Genomic DNA, 22,099 nt, shown 5'->3' with positions numbered 1-22,099 from the left:
GGGATTGGCAAAACGGTGGGGAGAATTGGGTTTGCTCAGGATGTAAGAGTCAAGAATACTCCTCCATTCCGCTGAGAGGACAATCGCGCGTTCGGGCAACCACCGCCTGACCTGCGTTAACATCTACCGTGCCCAGTCAATCAGCTTCCTCCGACACCTGCGAAGAACTGCCGACATTGCTGCGCGATATCATTTGGAGATTGTTTTCAAGTCATTACCCGGCAAGGCTTATCAGGAATGGTGCAAGTTCTGAGATAACGCAACTTAGCATTTAGGGAATTCTCGAAGGCTAACTTTTGCCGCGAGCTCAACGCTCACCTTTCCCAGACGTACACAAGCGGAAATAGAGAGACTGAAGAATCTCTTTAACAGGAAAAGCAACGTAAGTGATCGGATTAACCGTCACAATAATATTCCGAAAATCTCGTTTTGCTAGAGCTACGATTGCCCAAGCGATCCATTTAGACGACATCACACCATAGGGATTTAGGTCGCTTTTAAAGGGGCCTAACACTAATTTACGAATAATACAGGGAGCATCAAGGCGGCGGAGCGTAATTAAATCTCCCAACGTTCGCTTAGACAACTCGTAAAGCGGACTCAAAGCGGGACTTACTTCTGCTTCTGAGGTGTTAATCCAGAGTTCTTTAAGGGCTTTGTGAGAAGATTTTGTGACGGTTTCTAGAAATAGTTCGGCTAATTTCAAAGTAGAAAACGTGTTCACTTCATAAGACTTTTGTATCGCAGCGAAGGAACGATCTCCATATACATTGACGCCGTGATTTAGGATTAGAATGTCAACGCCCTGCAAGCGGTTCTTTAAATCTGTCTCAGATCCTAACTGCCAGTGCATCACCTCAATTCCTGGCTTAAACTCTGCTTGCGTATTAGTGGTCAAAGCCACCACTTTTGCCCCTTGAAGCGACAGTTCTTCCGTTAATGCTTGTCCCAACGTGCCCGAAGCTCCCGTAATTGCAACGACCTTCCCCTTCAAGGACAAGCTGGTTCCGATTACTTTATCCAGTAGCGTCACGTTGCTACAAAAGTAGGCATTACCCTGATCGAAATGGTGTCGCCAGTGGTAAGTGCGATTGACGCGCCAATGAGATGGAATTTCAACGAGAGCGCCCGGTTTGTGGGTGAGATCGGTTTGAAGCCAAAATCCTTGCGATCGCGCGATCGCAGGAATCAAAAAACTGATCGAATAGAGACAACCCAGCCACATTCCATAACTTTGGCTCAGGTATGCCAATACAGCCGTTGTCCCAACCATGAACAGATCTTCTGGTACATCGTTGTACCATTGCGCTTTCTGATAGGTTTCTAGACTCGTGATGGTTAAATCAGGGCGATAGGCTTTGTGATGCAGAGTATGGAATTTCTGTAACGGCTGCCAGTAGTGCCCTGCGAGGTGATAAAGATCTCGCACGAGATCGGCAAAGATGATGGAAACCAGTCCCAGCATCAGTTGGATCAGGAGGTGAGTCGGTAGCAAATTGAAGTCCATTGAGTTTCGGATCGTTCAGGGGGTCGGCAGATGTGGTTCTTCTGCTAGTAGTTTCTCAGGTCTGTCTAGATACTCCCATTAGCATCCGGTACTTTAAAGTGTCTAACGAAAGAATGTCTAGTGGAGGAGTAAGAGTTCTGTGAGAACGTGCCACTAAACGGTAATGCTGGCGGAACTTCAGAAATATTTAACTATCTTAACAAATTGTTCCACCAGAATAATTCTTGGATTAGGATTTCTTGGCAGGTAACCTCTCATAGCGGAAACTGTAGGGATCCGCCCAATCGAATCATTCGGCTACTGGGGAGGGTGAGACGAGGTGAGGTAAGGTGAGCAAGACGGCGATTTGCAATTGATGATACTTAGACAACTTGCACAGATATTTGGGTTGCTGAACAACTATTCAGATACTTTGGGCTTAGCGTTGGAACGAGAATGACAGTCATTCGTCTAGCCAATCCCACCTTGGCTAATAGAGGCAGGGCTGTTTCATTGTCAAAAATAGAAATCTGGACGTTTGGTTCTCTCGTTGGGCGTGCTCGAATTTTTTGAACCTTGCAAACGAGGACTTGGGGCTTCCAGATATTTCCCGTGACAATGAAACAACCCTGCCTGGCGTTTCATACGGTGATTTTGTTGTGGTCAATAAAACCTACCACGTCAATCCATCCGCCTTTTTATCCAACAACGCCGTTGTCCATGAATTCGTTGTCCATGAATTCTAAGAGGTGCTCCCGTCGCTTTTGCACTAAAAGCAACTTTAAGGAACCTGAGCAGGAGAATTCATAAGTTTGGCTTAAGTGCATTTTCGCCCATGCTACAAGTCCAGTGCTATCAAAATTTATCAGGAGAAATTCATGTCAACTCAAAGTATTTCTACGCTGTTTCTTCCAGATTGGTGCTCCTTTAGCAATTATTTACTGAGAGTGGTGCAAGGTCTGAGCCAAGGTAGAGATTTAAGAAGACTTTCTGGAGATCGCTTAGTCTTCATGGTAATCAGTACTGACCAACAACTGAATTGCTACAGGGGGTTACTATGTCCATCGATTATGCAAAAGCCGTAAAATACGCCGTTTTTTGCCAAAAGGTTTATGAGAACTTTGACATCGTCCAGTTTGATGGCATCACCGTCAAACCGCTCCTGATTAGTGACCCGAAAACGGATACTCAGTGCGCTGTTTTACCAGAAGGGACGGCTGCGACCATTGTTTTTCGAGGCAGTGAATCGTCCGAGGATTGGGAAACTGATTTTAACACCACCTTGGAGCGTGCCCAGTTTGACCAAAAGGTCATCCGTGACTTGATTGTTGAACCCCAGGAAAAAACGTATCCCTATGCTGGCTCTAACAGCTCGGGAGCACTCATACACCGAGGGTTTGTCGCTGCTTACTTTGCCGTGCGAAGTCAAATTCACGATTACATTAAAAGTAGTGGGGTATCAAGTGTGGTTGCAACCGGACACAGTTTGGGCGGTGCATTAGCAACCTTATGTGCCGTGGATATTCAATACAATTTTTCCGATCAGTTAACCATCGAAGCGTATACCTACGGCGCACCGAAAGTGGGGAATGATGGATTCCAAGAGTCCTATAACCAACGGGTTCCCAACAGTTACCGAGTGGTTCATGGCATGGATCTGGTACCGGAGTTGCCGCGGTGGTGGCAGGGATATCGTGCTGTGGACAAGGAAATCCGGATTGGGAAACGGTTCAGTCTCAACTTCATCAGTCAACGGTTTAAGGATCACTACATTGACCGCTATATTACCGTTCTCGGACAATTAGCAAAGTAGCGGATTAGCGAGCCCTTCACGCAAGAAGTTGACGCTGTAGCAGAAAAATTGGTGATGCCATAAAAAAGGAACGACTTAAAACAAAAAGTATCGCTGCGCCATTGGCAGGACAGTTGCAGGTTCGCAGGTGAGCAGTTCTCCGTCAGCGCGGACTTCGTAGGTTTCAGGATCGACTTCCATCTGAGGCATAGCGTCATTGAGTTTCATATCGCGCTTGCTCAGTGTGCGAATGCCAGAAACCGCAAGGGCTGTTTTTTGCAAATTGAGTTTATCAGGGATGCCCTTTTTAAGAGCGGTTTGAGAGATGAAGGTGAAGGACGTGGATGCGATCGCGCCTCCAAAACTGCCAAACATCGGTCTCATATGAATGGGTTGTGGTGTAGGAATACTTGCATTTGCGTCTCCCATTTGTGACCACGCAATCATTCCCCCTTTGATCACCATTTCTGGTTTAACGCCAAACATCGCCGGACGCCACAAGCATAAATCTGCAATTTTGCCAGGTTCAACCGACCCGACATACTGAGCGATGCCATGAGCGATAGCAGGATTGATCGTATATTTTGCGATATAGCGTTTCGCTCTGTGATTGTCGTGGCGTGATGTATCTCCCGCTAACGCGCCACGTTGAACTTTCATTTTGTGTCCCGTTTGCCACGTGCGGATGATTACTTCTCCAATCCGTCCCATTGCTTGGGAGTCAGACGATATCATACTAAACGCACCCATATCATGCAGAATATCTTCTGCTGCGATCGTTTCTCGTCTGATCCGAGATTCTGCAAAGGCAACGTCTTCAGGAATGCTGGGATCGAGATGGTGACACACCATTAGCATGTCAAGGTGTTCGTCTAATGTATTGAGTGTGTAAGGACGGGTGGGATTCGTTGAGGAGGGTAGAACATTAGATTCACCACAAACTTTAATGATGTCGGGCGCGTGTCCGCCGCCTGCGCCTTCAGTGTGATACGTGTGAATGACGCGATGTTTAAATGCTGCGATCGTATCTTCCACAAATCCGGCTTCATTTAAGGTGTCGGTGTGAATTGCGACTTGCACATCGTACTCATCGGCGACGGTTAAACAAGTATCGATCGCAGCGGGTGTCGTGCCCCAATCTTCATGGAGCTTCAAGCCCATTACGCCTGCTTTAATTTGTTCTTCGAGAGCGGCGGGTTGGCTCGCGTTGCCTTTGCCCAAAAATCCAATGTTCATTGGGAAGGCATCGGCAGCTTGCAGCATTCGGTAAATATTCCAAGGCCCAGGGGTGCAAGTCGTAGCGTTTGTGCCTGCCGCAGGCCCAGTTCCGCCGCCGATCATGGTCGTGATGCCCGAAGCGATCGCAACTTCGATTTGCTGCGGACAAATAAAGTGAATGTGTGTATCAATGCCGCCAGCGGTGAGGATCATACCTTCGCCTGCGATCGCCTCGGTTCCAGGCCCAATGATAATGGTGACATTATCTTGAATGTAAGGATTTCCGGCTTTGCCGATCGCCGCAATCTTACCGTCTTTAATGCCGATATCTGCTTTGACCACGCCCCACCAATCGAGGATCAGCGCATTGGTAATCACGGCATCGACGGCTCCATCTTCATTTGTGATGGGAGATTGTCCCATGCCATCGCGAATCACCTTGCCGCCGCCAAATTTGACTTCTTCACCATAGGTGGTGTAGTCCTGTTCGACTTCGATGATCAGTTCCGTATCGGCTAATCGGACGCGATCGCCTACAGTCGGACCAAACGTTTCAGCGTAGGCGCGGCGATTCATGCGGTAACTCATGGGGAGTCCTCTGGAGACTATTTAATCCGAATTTACCATACGTGTTCCAAAGGCACGATTCCAGAGGCGCGCTGAGCGCGATTAGTTCTCTACTGTGTGATGGTGATGTGATTGGGTTGAGATGAGACGCGGTTCGTATGAAATTGTGCTCGGCACTTAGCGCACCATCGCGTGGTCACCGGACGACGCTACTTTACTGCGTATTTGATTCTGTATCTTATTTAGTGTTGGTTTGAATGAAGTTAAAAATCTGTATTTGAAGTTTCTGTTTTTCTTTCCAAAGCATGTTGGCGTGATTGGCAGACTGGATTGCATAGAACATTTTAGGCTCAGGTGCAGAATGGTGGAGCGACTGCCCATCTTCAAAAAGAATGTAGTCGTCTGCGGTTCCGTGGGCGATGAGAATAGGACAAGTTATTTTTTGCACGTTAGCGATCGCAGATACGTCTTTGATCAGAAACTGCCCCATTTGTTCTGCGTTCGCTTTGGCGCGATCGCGCCAAAGCGCTGGCAACCAGGGTGATCGTCGGGTAATCATTTGGTCAAGATCGGCAAATGCACCAATGGTGACAAGAGAGTGAATGCGGGTGTCACGAGCCGCAGCGGATATGCCAACTACTCCGCCTGCCGAAATACCGAGCACAGACATACGTTTGACTCCTCGCTGCTGCAAATTATCAATTAGTCCACTGACTTCCTTCCATTCGTGAAAGCCGTAGGTGAAAAATTCACCACTACTGTTTCCGTGTCCTCGCAAGTCGATTGCGGCTAGACTCATACCTTTTTTCCAGAGCGGAAGCGCAAACTCTAACAAGTCTTGCCGAGTGCCACCGAGTCCGTGAAGCAAGATCAACGTAATAGGAGGTTCTAAAGATCTGGTTTTTGCTGGAATCCACCATCCAGAAACTTGAGTTCCATCTGCAATAGAGAACTGTATGTTTTCTGCGATCGCACCATATTGCCTTAGAATTTGAGGCTGAAAAGCAACCGGGCGTTTGTAATGGCTGAGGAGTGAGTAGGGCAGCCAATTGTCGATCGCGACTAATATTACAATGATGACTATCCCAAAGGCGATGAGCGTTTGAAGTGTTTTTTTACGAGAACTGAATCTTCTAGCGTTCACAATAATCCCTTTAGATGCATCTTGTGATCACAGCGCACCACTCTTGCGATCTTCAGATACTGATTCATGTTGTATCGGCCTTCACACGCGACAGAGGCAGAGGCAGAGGCATAGACAGCAGTACATAAAGCTTGTACATCGCATTGAAAGACAAAATGACAACTTAGGGAACGTAGACTGGCATCGGTTGGATATTCAACTCTTTGCGAATATCCTCGACCGATCTTTCCCAATGGTCTTCCCACTTTTGGGCAAGTAATGGCTTTGCTTTTGCACCCATGCGGTAGCCTGCGGCAATGCGATCGAGCAATCGATCTAATCCATCTGGATTGCTAAGCAAGGTTTGCAGGAAGGCTCCCGCGATCAGAACACCAGACAACGTGCGACGAGTTTGAGCGACTTCAAAGGATTTGAGACCGAGTTCTCCGGGAACATCGACACTAAATCCGGTCGCGACGTGCCAAATGTCGTGGGTTTGTCTAAGGCGAAACAGAAGATAGGTCGCATCATCAACCACATCGAGTTTTCGATAGAACCCCGGATCGAATCCTGACGATGAGATGTAATTGGCAAAGGCGAATCCCAAGGAGTGAGGCGGATACGTTAGGAGCTTTGCAATGTCTGGAGCCGGAGGCAGGTAGCGCTCTTGAGCAAGCTGTGCAACTTGCGGATCAGCCAACATGTATTTTACGGATGCGGCGAGCGTTTGCGGATGCGATCGCCGTAATGCATCTTCCACATCGTAAACTGACTCGGTTTGTTCAGGATCTTTGAGCAGCGTCATGACGCTTTTGATGGTGGCGAGATATTCTGAGTTCAAACGGCGCAAATCTTTCAAGTTCATTGCCAAACTCCAACGAATAGATACTAGGATTTAGACTTCTTTTTACTCTTCTTTGGTTTTGCGTCTAAGGCTCCTTCAATCTTGGCATTGAAGCCATACACCTCACGAGTACCCATTAGGGGAACTAGCGTCACCTCTCGCGTATCTCCTGGCTCAAATCGCACGGCTGTTCCAGCTGGAATATCGAGCCGCAGTCCACGGGCTTGCTCTCGGTCAAACTCCAACGCGGCGTTGACTTCGTAGAAGTGGAAATGAGAGCCGACCTGGATCGGTCGATCGCCGCTATTTGCCACTGATAGTGTCAACGTTTCCCGCCCAGCATTCAGTTCGATCTCGCCGTCTTCGACAAACAGTTCTCCTGGAATCATAGTGGTGCTACTCCTTGCGTGACGTTAGCGAATGGGATTGTGAACGGTGACTAACTTTGTTCCGTCGGGAAAGGTGGCCTCGACTTGGACTTCGTGAATCATCTCGGAAATGCCGTCCATGACATCCTCTCGGCTGAGGAGAGTAGTTCCGTAATTCATCAGTTCGGCAACGGTTTGTCCGTCTCTTGCACCTTCTAGAATGGCGGCGGACAGGAACGCAATCGCTTCGGGATAGTTCAGCTTCACTCCCCTCGCTTTGCGCCGTTCTGCCAATAGGGCAGCCGTAAAAATCAGAAGTTTGTCTTTCTCTTGGGGCGTCAGTTGCATGGTTACTCCTCAATATCAGCAGCAATGATAGTCTCAAGGTCAGCGATCAGTTGCGGCAGGTTATACGTTACTGTGTCCCACACAATATCTAAATCAATATCAAAATAACCATGAATAATGCGGTTTCTCATACTGATAACGGTTGACCAGGGAATCTGTGGCAACTTCCTCTGACGTTCTTTCGTAATTCGTGAGGCGGCTTCTCCCACAACTTCAAGACAACGAAACAAAGCAGCGGTTAACATTTCATCTGCATCCATCTCAGCACGAGACTTGTTCTCTAGAAATCGAACGGCTTGGCGAGCGTAATCTAGCATGTGCCGCAGCCGCGCATCATCATCTATGTTCATAGATGACCTGTGCAGAATCTAAGACTCGTTGACGAAAATAGCGGCTAATTTCTGCGGGAGTTCGGAGATCAACTTTACGCTTGAGCATTTCTGTTAACTCCACTTCCATTCCAATGAGTTCAAAATAACCAACTCTACTGTCTGGAATGAATTCTACTAGCATGTCAACATCGCTTTCTGGTTTGAAATCGTCTCTTAAAATTGAGCCAAACAGCGAGAGTTTGCGAATGGGATTGCGTTGACAAAACTCAGTAATCTGTTCGAGGGGAAGCTCGATGGGAAGAGTAAGCATGGGCGTTACCTCAGCTACAGTTGCCAAACTCTAGGAATGCAGACCGAACGATCGAACATCGTTTCTCGGATTAGTCGCCAAACGGCAATAAACCACTGACGCATTTCTATTGTAGAAGCACCGCGATATCGGCACAGTAATCCTGATTGCAAGCGAGTGACACCTGTTTCTCCGGCAGTGCCTAACCACAGCGATCGCAGGTCTTGCACAAGATCGGGGTTCACAAGTTGACCAAGGTAAGCAAAACTGCCCACCACGGGACATCCTGCCAGTCCGTGCGGGCTGTTAAATACAGCTTCATTGCCAGGAAGCCATTGTCTGTCAATCCACAGTGGGCGACCCTGCTGCCAAACTTCGGTGTGCGATCGCCACTCGCCACTGGTAAATCGCTCTCCTCGGGCGCTGCGTCCAAATCGGGTCATGTCCCAGCCGATCCAGTGGGCGCTGGGTGCGAGATTAATGCGCAGATCTTGGCGATAGAGTGCGCCGTCAAATACGATCGTTTCTTGCGGCAACCATTCTATAACTGCGCCTTCGTCTACGTTAATCTCAATAGTCTGACGGGCTTCTCTGCCGTTCGTGCGGTAAATTTTGGCGGCAGCAGGGGTGGTGATGAGGGCGCGGCTGTTGGGGTGGAGGCGGAGATCGAGGGATAAGCGATCTCCGCCCACGATTCCGCCTGCGGTGTGCATAATGACGCCGTGACAAACTTCATTGCCTTCGGGGTAGAAGGGGCGCTGTACCTTGAGAGGAGCCTGTCCCAAGTTCTCAGTTAGCACCGTTGCACCATTGCGGTTGGCAAACTTCAGAGATAGAGTGCCGTGCCAATTGGTGGAGACAGATTTGGGGGAGGAAGAATGAGGTTGGTTCACCGAACAAAGCCTTGGGCTAAGCGGTGTTAGCCTGGTGTTAAGCGTAGCGCGTTTTAATTCGTTTTTGCAGGAATTAAGAGCAGATTCGAGATGTAGTGCGCTTTGCTTCTAATTTCTATCACCGCAAAGAAGAAGGATTACAGGTTTCAAACCTTCTCTATAGCCGTTCTAGAATTCTAGAGAGCCGTCGCAGAAACCTCCTCTGCTTTGGCTTTAAGACGACTAGCGGTGCTGCGGCGAATGCGATCGCTCTTCTTCACTCCCCCGGCCATCTCATATTCACTACTGTCTTTGCCGTATTTGAACGCCACCCCAATCAGCATTTTTTCGGCAAGATCATTCAACGTGGTTTCTAAAGTGTGAATCTCAGCTTTAGATGAATCGATCACGGACAGCGCCGTGTTATAGGCACTAATTTTGTTGCGTAACTGCTCGATCAGTTGAGTGATGTTTCTTAAGTCGCGATCGTCGCCAAAGTTCATCAGCGGATCGATGGCTTGCAGTCCGGCAACGCGCAGTTCAATCCGCTCTAATGTACGCGATGTCTTTTTAAGGCGAGGCATAAGTAGAGTTTCCTAGGTCAGGTGTATAGCGCTAGTCTGACCTATTTCCCCTGCTTTTCGGGTCAGCAGAAGACACAAAAAAGCATGTTGTTTTCAAGAAGATTTTGAGGCGGCTTCAGGGATGTTGCGGAATCAGAAAGCTTAACTTCACAGGATTGGGACAAGCTTTATCGGAGCTTATTTGTAACTGTTGTAGCAGTTCCGTAAATCTAATCAATTTTCTGTGTTGTTACCACAGGATTCAAAGTCCTAACGACAGGGTTTAGAGTACTAACGACAGAATTTAGAGTGCTGACCAAGAGGTTTAGGCGGGTGATCAGAAGGTTTGAGTTGGTTAGGAGCACGATCCCTCGGAGCATGGGAGCGATCGCGATCTTAACAACAAGGTTTAAGTTAATTACAAGTCAGTTCGTTCCCGTCTTGGGATGAGTCCGGCTCTCAGCCTGCCATTATTTCATTTCGTCTCGCGAAGCAGGTCAAAGACCTCCCTTATTCGCCGTCCTGAAAGATTGTTTCATTTTCCTTACGCCACGCAGGATCAACAATGCAAATAAACACCAGCGCCTCATCACCACTATTGTGAATATACTGTCTCGCATTGGGCGGAATATAAATCATATCCCCAGGCTTTACGCTCTGAGCCTCATCGTCGATGTGCATTACGCCTGTGCCACTGAGAATGTAGTACACCTCGGATGTAGTGAGCGCGTGAGGAATCGAGGTTTCTCCAATCGCAACGATCGCATGAGCCAAACTGTAGCGCAGATCGATCGCCTGCTTATCGGGATGCAGCAGTTCGCGCAACCTCGTGCCGTCGCCTGCAATAAATTCTGGGCAGTCATTTAACGGTCGAACAAGCATAACACCAAGCAGAAAACTGGTTTTATCCTACCGTGATCTGCAAATTAAGACGTTGGGTTGGGAGAATAATCGGGACACGAGATGGCGTCTTCCGATAACGCATCTGTCGGACGCACCGTGCATTTGAGATTATAATCACCTGTGAAAAACTGACAGTTCGCGCAGGGAATCTGATGCAATCGTCTCGCGGTTTGGGTGGTCTCCCGAACCGAGGAATAGACATTCCACACCATCAGAAGGGTAAAGCCCCAAGCGAAAGCAAAGCAGATGGGAACCAAAAATGGGTGAAGTGTGTGGAGGATCACCCGCAGAAGAGCAAATACGTAGTCCATAATGAATGTCGTGAAAAAGTAATTCAACTCGGGAAATCTGAGTCTTAATATTAGTAACGGCGTCCGAATCATTCTCCCCACTCAAGCATTATCTAACAGTCCCTCACTGCTCTACCTAAGATAGACATGAAGATTTCCTTATCCTCCAATCCCGCTCACTCACAGCAAGTTAAACAACGTCTTGCCAATCCAGAGGAGTCTTTATCTTATGAATTAGGTAAAGCTGTTCAAGAACTGCCGCCCTTTTACACGCGCTTTCTAGCTGGAACCATTAGTGTGCTGGTGGTCGGTACGATCGCTTGGGCACATTTTAGCGAAGTGGATGAAGTTGCCAACGCCAACGGAAAGCTAGTTCCATCGACCGAAGTTCGTCCGCTGCGAGCCACTAGCGCCGGGGCTATCACAGATATCAAGGTCAAAGCAGGCGATACAATCAAGAAAGGCGACCTGTTGATTACGATTGATCCAGGAGCCGCCGAAACAAGTATTGAAAGCTTGACCCAAGAGGCAAAGAAAATTGAGGAAGATATTGCCCGATTAGAGTCAGAAAACCGAGGGCAAGCTAACGTCGGCAACACCGAACAAAATCAATTGCAGGCGGCGCGTCAGCAAGAGTTTCTAGATAAGCAGGCGGCGGCCGTGGCAGAGGCCAATCGTCAAGTCGCCACCGTGAGTGAGGCTCAAACCCGTCTAGAGCGGTTTCAAGAGAGCTTAGCGGGTGCCTATGCAACCTTGAAGAACGCTAAATCGAACAAGGTGGACGCCGAGAGCAGTCTAGCGATCGCACGGGAACGGGAAAAGCGGCTCAGTAGCCTCGAAAATAGCGGAGCCGTGCCTCACCTCGAGTTGCTGAACGCGAGACAGCAAGTCGCCCAAGCCTCGCAGCAAGTCACGACCGCAGCCACTCAAATTACTGATGCTGAAACTCAGATTGTGTCGCTCGACAAAGAAATCGATGCCCAGCGCGATCGCATTCAACAGGCGCAGCAAGCCTACGAAGGTGCAAAAAGCACAGCGAAAGGGTTAGCGCCTCAGCGACAAGGTGAAATCCTGACAAAACTGAATCAGCGTCGTGAAGAATTGACGAAAAAGCGGGGCGAAATTGAGGTCGCCAAGAAACAACGCAGCGATCGTGAAACCATCAAAGCCCCATTCGATGGCACAATCTACAACGTCAAAGCAACTCAAGGTTCGATTCAGCAGGGCGAAGAACTATTGTCCGTGTCTCCGCGCGATCAGAATCTAGTTTTAGAAGTTAAAGTGCTGAACCGAGACATTGGCTTTATTCATGCTGGACAAAAAGCCAAAGTGAAATTAGCCACCTTTCCGTACCAAGAGTTTGGTGTAATTGAGGGCGAAGTCGTGGATGTTAGTCCAAACGCCGTGGTGGAGAAAGATGAAAACGGGCGCGATATGGGCCCAGTGTTTCCCGCCAAAGTCCTGTTGAGTAAAAAGATGATCCCCGTACGGGGGCGAGATGTCGAACTCACGCCAGGAATGGCAGCGACGGCTGACATTGTGACTCGCAAGAAATCAATTCTGTCTTTCATTATTGAACCTGTGACGCGTCGCTTCAGCGAAGCCTTCTCGGTGCGCTAGTTCACGGCTCACTCATTTAGCAGATCTGAATCTTCAGATAATTCTGTGATCTGCAAAACTACGCGATCGCCATGCCCGACTGCGATAAATTCAGAGCAACTTGTGCTGGTTGCGCTTCAGTGCAATCGGCGCAAGCACGGACGAGTGATCCCCTCAAACTCACCGTGTCATTCTCAGTCCTACGCTGAGTTCTTCAATCTAGAGGCGGGGAGCATTGAGTCAACGGGGAACCCAGCTTCCTCTAGGTCTTCGATGGGCAGCTTGTAATCATGGGCAGCGTCTCTCTAGCAGGAGGGGGCGGATCAGTTTGAGGAATCGAAGGAGATGCCTACATCATTAGTATCACCAAAAAAAAGTATCACCAAAAAAACGTCTTTATTGCTATTATGAATAGCCATGCCCCAATCCCGAATGATTCTTTGTTCTACTTCCATCGCAGAAAACAGTTTAACAGAACGTAATAATTGTAAATCTGCGCTATGATATAGATCAACACGACAGCGATTGCATCTGTCTGTATCCATTGACGCGAGTTTGCAGAAGTGGGTCGTAAAGCGGGGGGTAAACCGTCGCAGCAAGCAATTCCTAGCAGGAGCTTGCACTGTAATCGCCGCGGTTTTAGATTTCGATTGACCTTCCTTTACTTCCTCAGTTCTAACTACATGGGCAAAAAGCCAACGATTGCGATCGCTCACTTGGGTTGCGAAAAAAACCGAATTGACACAGAGCACATGCTCGGCTTGCTAGCACAAGCAGGCTACACCGTAGACACAGATGAAGAAATTGCAGATTTTGTCATTGTCAATACGTGTAGCTTTATTCAAGCCGCGCGAGAAGAATCAGTTCGCACTTTAGTCGAGCTAGCAGAAGCTGACAAGAAGATTGTGATTACAGGCTGCATGGCGCAGCACTTTCAGGAGCAATTGCTCGACGAACTTCCGGAAGCGGTTGCATTGGTCGGGACAGGCGATTACCATAAGATCGTTAACGTACTTGAGCGGGCGGAAGCCGGAGAGCGAGTGAGCGAGGTTTCGCTTGAGCCGACTTACATCGCCGATGAGACGACACCCCGGTATCGCACAACTACTGAGGGAGTCGCCTACTTAAGAATTGCTGAAGGCTGCGACTATCGATGTGCATTTTGCATCATTCCCCACTTGCGAGGGAATCAGCGATCGCGCTCGATCGAATCGATCGTGGCAGAAGCCAACCAGCTTGCTGCTGAAGGAGTTAAGGAGATTATTCTGATCTCCCAAATTACGACTAACTACGGCCTTGACCTTTACGGTGAGCCAAAGTTAGCCGAACTCCTACAGGCACTGGGCAACGTGGATGTTCCTTGGATTCGGATGCATTACGCCTATCCGACTGGGCTCACTCCAAAGGTGATGGAGGCCATCCAAAATACTCCAAACGTGTTGCCCTATTTAGACTTGCCGCTTCAACATTCTCATCCTGAGATTCTTAGAATGATGAATCGCCCCTGGCAAGGGCGGGTCAATGATGGGATCATTGAGCGGATTAAGACCGCGATTCCGAACGCAGTCTTGCGAACCACGCTGATTGTCGGATTTCCCGGTGAGACTGACGCGCACTTTGACCACTTAGGGCAGTTTGTGCAGCGTCACGAGTTTGATCACGTTGGGGTGTTCACGTTTTCTGCGGAAGAGGGAACCCCTGCCTATGATCTTTCTGATCAACTGCCCCAGTCTGTCATGGATGCGCGTCGGGATGCCCTGATGCAGATCCAGCAGCCGATCTCGCTTAAGCGAAATCGAGCAGAGATTGGTAAGGTGGTGGATGTGTTGATTGAGCAAGAAAATCCGGCAACAGGTGAGCTAGTCGGGCGCTCTGCCCGCTCTTCTCCGGATGTGGATGGACTCGTTTACGTCCAAGGAGAAGCGTCGTTAGGTTCCCTAGTTCCGGTTGCGATCGCAGATGCCGACATCTACGATCTCTACGGTCGCGTTGCCACCGCCGCCGATCTGATGCAGCCCCCGCTGCTAACGGCTCGATAAGATTTCAAACAGAATTGAGACCAGCCCTTCTTGATTCATTTGATCGTCTCAAATTTCGATTTTCCTCACACTGTTCGTACAGCGTTTATTCAGTACACAGTTCACCTTTCACGCGCCCTGAGTGGCAATTTCAGCAGAACTACTTGGGACTGACTCGTATCAGACCCAATTCAACCCTGCTGGTTGGACGATAGATTCACGGCAGCCTTGCCACGACCGAATGAAGGGTCTACCCTTCAAAGGTTATTTTCCCGCAGTCTATGTCTGACATCCCCTGATTGCCCTGTTTGGCGCATGTCTTTGACCTTATAGGAGATGTAATGACCCTTTCATTCCAAAGCCTCGGATTATCTGAAACCCGCATTCAACAGCTAGAGCAGCTTGGTTTTACTGCTCCGACTGAGATTCAAGCGCAAGCCATTCCTCACCTGTTAGCAGGGCGGGATGTCGTTGGACAGGCGCAAACGGGAACAGGCAAGACGGCGGCATTTGCGCTTCCCATTTTGGAGCAAATTGATTCAGCAGCTCCAGTCACGCAAGCTTTGATTTTGACCCCGACTCGCGAACTGGCCATGCAAGTTTGCCAGGCTATTCGAGGGTTCAATGAAGATCGTCGAGTGAAGACAGTGGCGATTTACGGCGGACAGTCGATCGAGCAGCAAATTTCTGCTCTCCGTCGCGGCGCTCAAATTGTCGTTGGGACTCCGGGACGCGTCATTGATTTGCTCTCTCGCGGAGCGCTCAAACTCGACAAGCTAACGTGGATGGTGCTTGACGAAGCCGATGAAATGCTCAATATGGGCTTCATTCAAGACGTGGAGAAGATTTTGAATCAGGCTCCAACAGAGCGTCAAACCGCCTTTTTCTCGGCAACCATGGAGCCGTCAGTTCGCAAACTGGTGTCAAAGTTTCTGCGATCGCCCATCACGGTCACCGTGGAGCAACCTAAAGCCGCTCCAAATCGGATTAATCAAGTTGCCTACTCTGTTCCGCGTGGATGGACAAAAGCACGGGCAATCTTGCCGATTCTTGAGCTTGAAGATCCCGAATCTGCGCTGATTTTTGTGCGCACCCGGCGAGCAGCAGCTGAACTAACTAGCCAACTGCAAGAAGCAGGGCACAGTGTGGATGAGTACCACGGTGATTTGAGCCAAAGTCAGCGCGAGCGGCTGTTGCTTCGGTTTCGTCAGCAGCAGATTAAGTGGGTAGTTGCCACCGACATTGCAGCTCGCGGTATTCACGTGGACGATTTGACCCATGTGATCAACTATGACCTACCGGATAGCGTCGAAAACTATGTCCACCGCATTGGTCGGACAGGACGTGCGGGCAAAGAGGGAACCGCAATCTCGCTGGTTCACTCGATGGATCGTCGTAAACTGCGTGACATTGAGCATCACGTGCGACAGCGCTTAGAGTTCAGACCGATCCCGACTCGTGCTGAAATCGAAGGTCGCTACTTAGAGAAGCTGCAAGGCCAAGTCAAAGAAGCGCTCTCTGGTGAACGGATGGCATCATTCTTACCGATCGTGTCTCAGCTTGCCGAAGAATATGAACCGCATACGATCGCGGCGGCAGCGTTGCAGATGATTTACGATAAGACCCGTCCCGCTTGGCTGACGATGGGCAGCGATCCGGTTGAGGACGAGTACACTCGTTCGGGTGTGCCGAAGCCGAAGCCCGCGAAGCGGAACAGACCGTCGAATCCGAGTGGCAAGCGAGCGCCATCAAAAACACCCGCACCGTCGAAGTAATTCGCAAGTTGTGGCTTAATTCGTGACGTGGAATTGGAAGTTATTCTGATCTCACGTCACGAATTGTGGTTTCTGGTGGAAATTGAGGGTATGCCTATTTTATCGACTGATTTACTTGCATATTATCGAAGCCTGACAGCGCGATCGCTGACGGTGGTGGATCTTGAAACAACCGGACACAAACCGCCGCGATCGCGGGCGATCGAAGTTTCGGTGCTTCATGCAAGTTTGGAAGATGGCATTCTGCACCAACAGACGAGCTTGATCAATCCTCAAGTTGAAGTGCCGTCAATGATTACGAAATTTACAGGCATCTCTCAGGAAATGGTGGATATGGCTCCGCTGTCAGCAGAGGTTTGGGAGCAATTTTTACCGTTGCTGAGTGAGGGTGTGATCACAGCGCATAATATTACGTTTGACTATCCCTTTATTCAGGGCGAATACCAGCGATTAGGAATTCCCTATGATCGTCCTGAATCTGAGCAGCTGTGTACAGTCAAGCTTTCTCGGATCATGTTGTCTGAGTTGCCCTCGCGCAAGTTGCCGGATTTGGTTCAACATTTTCAGTTTCCGGTCGGAGAATCGCACCGGGCTGAGGCAGACACGATCGCGTGTTGGCTGCTTGCAGAACGGTTGTTAAAAGAAATTCATAACGAAGATGATGAGACGGTTTTAGCTCGATTTGGTGAGCAATTATTACCGCTTAGTGAAGCGTCTAAATTTTTGGGATGTTCACAGAAAGCCGCGAGTTTTCGGTTGATGGCTGCTGGATTTGAGCCTTATGTTTCCCCTCGGAGCGGTGCATATTTGTTTCGCCGCCACGAGATCGAGCAGCTTTATTGGCAAAGCCATCAGCTTTCGATGCCGTAGCCTACATACATGATATCGACTTAATTTCTATCCATTTTTCAAACGCACCTTGCTGAATAGTTCAAATGCTCTGTAAGATGCTTTTAGTATAAATTTACTACCTACTCATGGCTAAATCAAAAGGTGGTTCTGGAAAGAATCAAGGACGCAAACCAGATTGGGAAGAAGAAGCTGAAAGCAGAATTAAAGTTCCGTTTAAGTTAGCTCAGGCTGAGCAAAAGAAAGCTCTTACACAGATTTGGTCAATCTTGAAGCACGCAGGATTAGATTTGTCGGATCTGGCTTCCGCTCTAAAGCAATCAGGATTAGAACTAACAGAACTAATTGCAGCTTTGAAAAACTCTGAGATTGACTTGATTTTGCCAAGCAATAATTGCTACTCAAAGAGCAAACCTCGTCTCTACCGAATCTACTCAACGGCAGTAGCTGCAAGTTTTGAAGTGATTTCCTTAGATGATGCTACTGCGGGTGGATATGAGGAATGTGATTTAACTGATTTATTAATTAAAGCACCAGAGCGAACAATTTTCTTAAGAGTAATTGGTAACTCTATGGTTGATGAAGGCATCTATCCCGGATCTATCTTAAGCGTTGAGACGCCTGATAGAAGTTGGAGTAAATCTTGGCTACGCATTGAAAGCGGTAATATAGTCGTTGCTCTGATCGATAATGCTGACATTACAGTGAAACGATTTCGGAGAACTGACCAAGGCGAGTTTCTCGAACCTCGAAATCGGAATAGTAAAACACACAAACCCATTTTACTAAGAGACTCAAACTGTGAAGATATTGGGGTTCGCGAAGTTGAAATTCTCGGAATTGTCAGAAGCGTGACGCAGTTTTTTAAGTAAATTGAGTGCACTAGATGCAGAAATAGTTTCAGGAACTTATCGCTTGTTACGTAATTGGCGGCGAGCAAGAAGGCAATCGCGTAATCCATGAGATGGGAATCGACGTTCATTTTCTTCACGAACTTGTTTAGCGTCTTGCTGTTGCTGCTGGAGATACGTCTCGACTTCGCTTTCATGGCGTAAGTAATAGCTAATAACTGCATATACATCCGCTAATTCCAACGAAGAATACTGCTGTGCGATTTCTTCAGCAGTTGCACCCTGCTTGAATTCAATCACAACCGTGTCTAATGGAACTCGTGTTCCCCTCACGAGAACAACTCCATCTTTTGTGTAAAGAGGAATGGGTTCGGCTGTAATCACTAAGCTCATATCTCTGATGCTGCTATCTAAAAGTTAGTATACTTCCATTCATCTGTGGAGAGTCGTTTGCTGTGGCTGCCAAATTAGTTGCTGACGAGAACTTTAAAGGTGCGATCGTTCGAGGTTTACGCCGCCAGCAGCCAAGTTTGGATGTTGTCCGCATACAAGATGTTGGCTTGGACGGATCTGACGATCCTGATATCTTGGAATGGGCAGCACAAGAACAACGAATTCTGCTAACTCACGACGTTAAAACAGTCACAAAATACGCTTATCAAAGATTAGCGGTAGGCCTACCCATGCCTGGGGTTATTGAAGCAAAGCAAGATGCGCCCATCGCTCAGGTAATTGAAGACATTCTATTACTAACAGAATTTGAGGATGAGTTGAAATCACAGATTCGTTACGTTCCACTGAAATGACAATTGCTCGATTTTGCTGAGTGCGATCGAGCAGCTTTACTGGCAGAGCCATCAACTTTCACTGCCGTCTTCCTAATTTCTTCTCAGCTAAAACCTCAGTAATTATTTTCGATATTAGGGTAGGGTTCATTGATTGTTGTGGGTTCCACGACCTCCTTAGCTGTCCATTTTACCCACCTCTCACGCCATGCTGTTTGTTGATACGAACTACTAAGCCAATCCTGAATTGGCTGTCATTCAGCTTGCTCCCTTCGGCAACGAAATTGAGCAAATTGCCCAAATGCTCAAAGGACACTCCCGTATTTCCAGATGCAAAATCACCCGACTCAATCAGTTGAGTTACTTTGCTACGCGCTGTGAAAATTACCAGGCGATGTGAACCATACCACTGCTATCGTACTTTGGCTTTGAGGGTTTAAAGCATACTCTAGGGGGTGACGTTTAGAACGTTGAGACTAATCGTGACCATGGTGAGGAATAGGATAAAGCCAATCGTATCAAGCAGCGTTGTCACGAGTGGACCACTCATCAAGGCTGGATCAATTTTCAGGCGAACAAAACCAATGGGTAACAACGTGCCCAGCGTGACTCCGACTAAACTATTGGTTGCCATCACCAGCCCTGCCATGAGGGAGACCCAGCGTTCTTCTGGCTTTGTCCAAATAAGAGAGATCAGCACCATGGCCATACCCAGCGCGATCGCAGTTCCTAATCCTGCCGTTAGCTCCTTTCGCAGGATTTTAAGCGTATCTTGCGGCGTCACTTCCCCAACACTAAGCGATCGGATGGTCACGGTTAAGGTTTGAATGCCCACGGTTCCGCCAGTGTTCGAGAACAATGGCATCACCACTGCTAAAACAGGGACAGCCGAGATCGTCGTTTGAAAGGGCGAGATCGCGCTGGATGCACCAATGTACAAACCCATAATGGCAAGCAGCCAAGGCAACCGACTTTTGATTTTTGAAAGAGGTGACGACAGAGAGGATTCGCCTCCATCTACCACACCTGCCAAGCGTTGAATATCTTCTGTGGCTTCTTGTTCAAGAATATCGACCACATCGTCTACGGTGATGATCCCGACGAGGCGATCTTCGCGATCGACCACAGGGACAGCCAACAAGTCATAGCGCTTCATCAGTTGCGCCACTTCTTCTTGCAGCATTTCGGTTCGCGCTTTGATCACCCGATCGCTAGCAATGTCCTCAATCCGGGCATCTGGAATCGAGAACACCAACTGTCGTAACGACACAACCTGTTTTAATTTACGGTTGTTATCGGTGATGTAAGCGTAGTAAACCGTTTCTTTATCGCGGTCAGCTAAGCGAATTTTGCTGAGAGCTTCCCCTACGGTTAAGCCCTGCCGCAAGCGGACATACTCGGTGGTCATCACCCGCCCAGCTGTGCCTTCCGCATACCCTAAGATGGTTGCCGTGGCTTGACGTTCTTCGGGACTCAATTGCTGAACAAGCCGCTTGACGATGCCAGCGGGCAACTCATCAAACAGTTCCGCTCGGTCATCGGGACGCATTGCCTCAATGACGTGAAACATTTGGGCATTGTGCAGCGAACCAATCAACTCTTCGCGGACATCGGGAGGCAGATACTCAAATACGTCTGTTGCCTGGGTTTTGTTGAGTAACCGGAACGCGATCGCGCGGCGCTCTTCAGGCAGTCCTTTAATGTAGTCGCCCACGTCGATCGCAGGCATTTCATTAAGCTCGATTTTGAGCCGATTTAAATCATCAATTTCAGACAGAGACGTCCGAGCTTCCTGGGTGAGCATGTATTATGACCTCCTCAAATCATCCCTCGCGCTGGGAGACTGAGGCTGCCAGGCTAAGGGAGCTATCTAGTGTTGGATAAATGGACGACGTCCATGAACTTTACAAAATTCAACATCAATATCTGTTGCAGATATCGCTATAAATATGCTACCCCTGATGCAGCAATTCCACAATGTCATAAAGCGTACTCTATAAGAAAGTCCCTCTTTGGATAAAGATTTTCCTTAAAACGCTCAGTCTTGCTAAGCGTTATTCTTCTTTCCTAGGGTTGATGACCAAAACAGGAAAGGTCTCTAAAGGTACTTAAAGAAAACTAGCATTGATGAAGTTTTTCCTACACAGTAAAAAAACAGTGAGTCCACTCTTTCAAAGAGGTCTTGCTAACTCCTCTCAGGTGTCTCAGCGATGTAAAGGTTTGCAAGATTTGCAAACCTTTACATCGCTCAAGTCTCAAGGTATTTACCTTCTGCTTGTTTTTCTAATCTTGCTTTCAGGATGTCAATCGACCCCTAATGAAGCTCCGCGTCCTTCTGTTTCAGCCGCTTCTCCAGCTCCAAGCCCTACGGTTCAAAGCGCTAGAAAAGTTGTCAACAAGCCGAAACCTCCTGATAAGAACACCCTTCCAGTGACGCTTTATCAGCTTGATAATCAATGTAATAAGTTTGTGCCGCAGAAAGTAAGAGTATCTAAAACGAAGACGTTAGAAAAAACAATTGGTCGGGTTCTAGAAGATTTAGATAGCGATGATTTTAGTTTATCGGGATATCGAGTCAACGTTAAAAAAGGCGTCGCAACGATCGATTTCCGAATCGCTTCAGGAGCGAAGCGGCAATTAAAGTCGCTCTCAAATTGTGAACAGTTAGCCCTGTATGGCAGTCTGAGAAAAACGTTGACGGGCAATAAAGTGTTAAAGATTAAGTCGGTGCAGTTTACCGATCGCGGACAGAAGCTTAAACCGTGAAAAGAAGAATCTGCTTTAGCAAGCCTACTCAGGGAGAATCTTAGGGTTTGCTAAAGTTTCTACACGTTCGGTTTACGTTACTTTAGAGTTAGCAAACTAGCTTGAGGGTGCGCCAATCTCTCTTGTACACTCCGAGCAATCTTTATTACTAGGTAGGTTCATCATGGATGTCAAACTTGTTTTAGTCGTCTTAACCGGGCTTTTTACGATCGCATGTCTATTTTTTGGGACGCGCAACGGATTCTACGATACCGACAACTACCATGGTAATGGCTCGGCTCACTAAAGCATTGGCTCTAGCTTCACTCGTGGGCTTCAGTTGTCCATGACCTAGCATTCACGATTTAGTGACGAACCTTGCGACGGTGCTGTTTATGGCATTGCCTAACGAACTGCGCCTAGTTTTACGTTACCTAAACGCGATTAGCATAGAGCGCATTCCAGAAGATCGCACTTCATCC

Annotated in this window: 24 protein-coding genes; 10 read left to right on the top strand and 14 right to left on the bottom strand. The window is 48.2% G+C overall.

Going from position 1 to position 22,099, the window contains the following annotated elements:
* Positions 1–307: 307 nt before the first annotated feature.
* Positions 308–1,507, bottom strand: coding sequence for a bifunctional sterol desaturase/short chain dehydrogenase (locus AC5I6P_RS15270; protein WP_495694633.1), 1,200 nt, complete (start codon positions 1,505–1,507; stop codon positions 308–310).
* A 548-nt stretch (positions 1,508–2,055) separates the two neighbouring features.
* Between AC5I6P_RS15270 and AC5I6P_RS15265 the strand changes: the two genes are divergently transcribed.
* Entirely contained in the window at positions 2,056–2,232 is a 177-nt protein-coding gene (locus AC5I6P_RS15265; RefSeq protein ID WP_495694632.1) for a hypothetical protein, read from the top strand.
* A 311-nt stretch (positions 2,233–2,543) separates the two neighbouring features.
* Complete coding sequence (locus tag AC5I6P_RS15260; protein ID WP_495694631.1) at positions 2,544–3,299, top strand: lipase family protein; 756 nt, start codon at positions 2,544–2,546, stop codon at positions 3,297–3,299.
* Between the two features lie 75 nt (positions 3,300–3,374).
* Here the strand turns inward: AC5I6P_RS15260 and ureC are convergent, their stop codons facing one another.
* The 11 genes from ureC to AC5I6P_RS15205 all read right to left on the bottom strand — a co-directional run bounded on the left by ureC (position 3,375) and on the right by AC5I6P_RS15205 (position 11,016).
* Positions 3,375–5,084: an urease subunit alpha gene (gene ureC / locus AC5I6P_RS15255; RefSeq protein ID WP_495694630.1), complete on the bottom strand. Its 1,710-nt coding sequence runs from the start codon at positions 5,082–5,084 to the stop codon at positions 3,375–3,377.
* Positions 5,085–5,301: 217 nt separating this feature from the next.
* Entirely contained in the window at positions 5,302–6,207 is a 906-nt protein-coding gene (locus AC5I6P_RS15250) for an alpha/beta hydrolase (RefSeq protein ID WP_495694629.1), read from the bottom strand.
* A 163-nt stretch (positions 6,208–6,370) separates the two neighbouring features.
* Positions 6,371–7,051, bottom strand: coding sequence for a Coq4 family protein (locus AC5I6P_RS15245; protein ID WP_495694628.1), 681 nt, complete (start codon positions 7,049–7,051; stop codon positions 6,371–6,373).
* 23 nt (positions 7,052–7,074) lie between these two features.
* Positions 7,075–7,419 carry an urease subunit beta gene (locus tag AC5I6P_RS15240; protein WP_495694627.1) on the bottom strand — a complete coding sequence of 115 codons (345 nt, stop codon included), beginning with the start codon at positions 7,417–7,419 and terminating at the stop codon, positions 7,075–7,077.
* 24 nt (positions 7,420–7,443) lie between these two features.
* Positions 7,444–7,746, bottom strand: coding sequence for an urease subunit gamma (gene ureA, locus AC5I6P_RS15235; protein WP_495694626.1), 303 nt, complete (start codon positions 7,744–7,746; stop codon positions 7,444–7,446).
* A gap of 2 nt (positions 7,747–7,748) precedes the next feature.
* The gene (locus AC5I6P_RS15230; protein ID WP_495694625.1) at positions 7,749–8,096 is read right to left on the bottom strand and encodes a HepT-like ribonuclease domain-containing protein; all 348 of its coding nucleotides are present in this window, start codon (positions 8,094–8,096) and stop codon (positions 7,749–7,751) included.
* Positions 8,083–8,388, bottom strand: a complete 306-nt coding sequence (locus AC5I6P_RS15225; RefSeq protein ID WP_495694624.1) for a nucleotidyltransferase family protein — start codon at positions 8,386–8,388, stop codon at positions 8,083–8,085. The genes AC5I6P_RS15230 and AC5I6P_RS15225 overlap by 14 nt, the downstream gene beginning before the upstream one ends.
* A gap of 14 nt (positions 8,389–8,402) precedes the next feature.
* The gene (locus tag AC5I6P_RS15220) at positions 8,403–9,260 is read right to left on the bottom strand and encodes an urease accessory protein UreD (protein ID WP_495694623.1); all 858 of its coding nucleotides are present in this window, start codon (positions 9,258–9,260) and stop codon (positions 8,403–8,405) included.
* Positions 9,261–9,436: 176 nt separating this feature from the next.
* A complete protein-coding gene (locus AC5I6P_RS15215) occupies positions 9,437–9,823 on the bottom strand; it encodes a hypothetical protein (protein WP_495694622.1) in 387 nt (128 codons plus the stop codon).
* Positions 9,824–10,312: 489 nt separating this feature from the next.
* On the bottom strand, positions 10,313–10,684 hold the full coding sequence (locus AC5I6P_RS15210; protein ID WP_495694621.1) for a cupin domain-containing protein: 372 nt from the start codon (positions 10,682–10,684) through the stop codon (positions 10,313–10,315).
* 44 nt (positions 10,685–10,728) lie between these two features.
* Positions 10,729–11,016 carry a hypothetical protein gene (locus tag AC5I6P_RS15205; protein WP_495694620.1) on the bottom strand — a complete coding sequence of 96 codons (288 nt, stop codon included), beginning with the start codon at positions 11,014–11,016 and terminating at the stop codon, positions 10,729–10,731.
* 126 nt (positions 11,017–11,142) lie between these two features.
* Between AC5I6P_RS15205 and AC5I6P_RS15200 the strand changes: the two genes are divergently transcribed.
* The 5 genes from AC5I6P_RS15200 to AC5I6P_RS15180 all read left to right on the top strand — a co-directional run bounded on the left by AC5I6P_RS15200 (position 11,143) and on the right by AC5I6P_RS15180 (position 18,108).
* On the top strand, positions 11,143–12,615 hold the full coding sequence (locus AC5I6P_RS15200) for a beta-barrel domain-containing protein (RefSeq protein ID WP_495694619.1): 1,473 nt from the start codon (positions 11,143–11,145) through the stop codon (positions 12,613–12,615).
* 629 nt (positions 12,616–13,244) lie between these two features.
* On the top strand, positions 13,245–14,633 hold the full coding sequence (rimO, locus tag AC5I6P_RS15195) for a 30S ribosomal protein S12 methylthiotransferase RimO (protein ID WP_495694618.1): 1,389 nt from the start codon (positions 13,245–13,247) through the stop codon (positions 14,631–14,633).
* A 320-nt stretch (positions 14,634–14,953) separates the two neighbouring features.
* Positions 14,954–16,387, top strand: coding sequence for a DEAD/DEAH box helicase (locus tag AC5I6P_RS15190; RefSeq protein WP_495694617.1), 1,434 nt, complete (start codon positions 14,954–14,956; stop codon positions 16,385–16,387).
* 90 nt (positions 16,388–16,477) lie between these two features.
* Positions 16,478–17,257: a 3'-5' exonuclease gene (locus AC5I6P_RS15185; protein ID WP_495694616.1), complete on the top strand. Its 780-nt coding sequence runs from the start codon at positions 16,478–16,480 to the stop codon at positions 17,255–17,257.
* 107 nt (positions 17,258–17,364) lie between these two features.
* Positions 17,365–18,108 carry a LexA family protein gene (locus tag AC5I6P_RS15180; RefSeq protein WP_495694615.1) on the top strand — a complete coding sequence of 248 codons (744 nt, stop codon included), beginning with the start codon at positions 17,365–17,367 and terminating at the stop codon, positions 18,106–18,108.
* 36 nt (positions 18,109–18,144) lie between these two features.
* Here AC5I6P_RS15180 and AC5I6P_RS15175 read toward each other — a convergent pair whose 3' ends face one another.
* Positions 18,145–18,480 (bottom strand): DUF433 domain-containing protein, encoded by a 336-nt coding sequence (locus AC5I6P_RS15175; protein ID WP_495694614.1) that lies wholly within the window; start codon positions 18,478–18,480, stop codon positions 18,145–18,147.
* A 62-nt stretch (positions 18,481–18,542) separates the two neighbouring features.
* On the opposite strand from AC5I6P_RS15175, the gene AC5I6P_RS15170 reads away from it, so the two are divergent.
* Complete coding sequence (locus AC5I6P_RS15170) at positions 18,543–18,893, top strand: DUF5615 family PIN-like protein (RefSeq protein WP_495694613.1); 351 nt, start codon at positions 18,543–18,545, stop codon at positions 18,891–18,893.
* Positions 18,894–19,320: 427 nt separating this feature from the next.
* Here the strand turns inward: AC5I6P_RS15170 and mgtE are convergent, their stop codons facing one another.
* Positions 19,321–20,676: a magnesium transporter gene (gene mgtE, locus AC5I6P_RS15165; protein WP_495694612.1), complete on the bottom strand. Its 1,356-nt coding sequence runs from the start codon at positions 20,674–20,676 to the stop codon at positions 19,321–19,323.
* Between the two features lie 395 nt (positions 20,677–21,071).
* On the opposite strand from mgtE, the gene AC5I6P_RS15160 reads away from it, so the two are divergent.
* Positions 21,072–21,638, top strand: coding sequence for a hypothetical protein (locus AC5I6P_RS15160; RefSeq protein WP_495694611.1), 567 nt, complete (start codon positions 21,072–21,074; stop codon positions 21,636–21,638).
* Between the two features lie 163 nt (positions 21,639–21,801).
* On the top strand, positions 21,802–21,924 hold the full coding sequence (locus tag AC5I6P_RS15155) for a DUF8629 family protein (protein ID WP_495694610.1): 123 nt from the start codon (positions 21,802–21,804) through the stop codon (positions 21,922–21,924).
* Positions 21,925–22,099 lie beyond the last annotated feature (175 nt).

It is taken from the genome of Myxacorys sp. (genome assembly GCF_059501405.1).
The sequence above is the reverse complement of the archived record's forward strand: the minus strand, read 5'-3'. Positions and strand labels throughout refer to the sequence as shown.

Excerpts from the sequence above, each read along its gene's own strand:
- AC5I6P_RS15240 (WP_495694627.1), bottom strand. The coding sequence starts at position 7,419 with ATGATTCCAGGAGAACTGTTTGTCGAAGACGGCGAGATCGAACTGAAT.
- mgtE (WP_495694612.1), bottom strand. The coding sequence starts at position 20,676 with ATGCTCACCCAGGAAGCTCGGACGTCTCTGTCTGAAATTGATGATTTA.
- AC5I6P_RS15180 (WP_495694615.1), top strand. The coding sequence starts at position 17,365 with ATGGCTAAATCAAAAGGTGGTTCTGGAAAGAATCAAGGACGCAAACCA.
- AC5I6P_RS15175 (WP_495694614.1), bottom strand. The coding sequence starts at position 18,480 with ATGAGCTTAGTGATTACAGCCGAACCCATTCCTCTTTACACAAAAGAT.
- AC5I6P_RS15185 (WP_495694616.1), top strand. The coding sequence starts at position 16,478 with ATGCCTATTTTATCGACTGATTTACTTGCATATTATCGAAGCCTGACA.
- AC5I6P_RS15245 (WP_495694628.1), bottom strand. The coding sequence starts at position 7,051 with ATGAACTTGAAAGATTTGCGCCGTTTGAACTCAGAATATCTCGCCACC.
- AC5I6P_RS15225 (WP_495694624.1), bottom strand. The coding sequence starts at position 8,388 with ATGCTTACTCTTCCCATCGAGCTTCCCCTCGAACAGATTACTGAGTTT.
- AC5I6P_RS15215 (WP_495694622.1), bottom strand. The coding sequence starts at position 9,823 with ATGCCTCGCCTTAAAAAGACATCGCGTACATTAGAGCGGATTGAACTG.
- AC5I6P_RS15205 (WP_495694620.1), bottom strand. The coding sequence starts at position 11,016 with ATGGACTACGTATTTGCTCTTCTGCGGGTGATCCTCCACACACTTCAC.
- ureC (WP_495694630.1), bottom strand. The coding sequence starts at position 5,084 with ATGAGTTACCGCATGAATCGCCGCGCCTACGCTGAAACGTTTGGTCCG.
- AC5I6P_RS15155 (WP_495694610.1), top strand. The coding sequence starts at position 21,802 with ATGGATGTCAAACTTGTTTTAGTCGTCTTAACCGGGCTTTTTACGATC.
- ureA (WP_495694626.1), bottom strand. The coding sequence starts at position 7,746 with ATGCAACTGACGCCCCAAGAGAAAGACAAACTTCTGATTTTTACGGCT.
- AC5I6P_RS15230 (WP_495694625.1), bottom strand. The coding sequence starts at position 8,096 with ATGAACATAGATGATGATGCGCGGCTGCGGCACATGCTAGATTACGCT.
- AC5I6P_RS15210 (WP_495694621.1), bottom strand. The coding sequence starts at position 10,684 with ATGCTTGTTCGACCGTTAAATGACTGCCCAGAATTTATTGCAGGCGAC.
- AC5I6P_RS15200 (WP_495694619.1), top strand. The coding sequence starts at position 11,143 with ATGAAGATTTCCTTATCCTCCAATCCCGCTCACTCACAGCAAGTTAAA.
- AC5I6P_RS15270 (WP_495694633.1), bottom strand. The coding sequence starts at position 1,507 with ATGGACTTCAATTTGCTACCGACTCACCTCCTGATCCAACTGATGCTG.
- AC5I6P_RS15190 (WP_495694617.1), top strand. The coding sequence starts at position 14,954 with ATGACCCTTTCATTCCAAAGCCTCGGATTATCTGAAACCCGCATTCAA.
- AC5I6P_RS15260 (WP_495694631.1), top strand. The coding sequence starts at position 2,544 with ATGTCCATCGATTATGCAAAAGCCGTAAAATACGCCGTTTTTTGCCAA.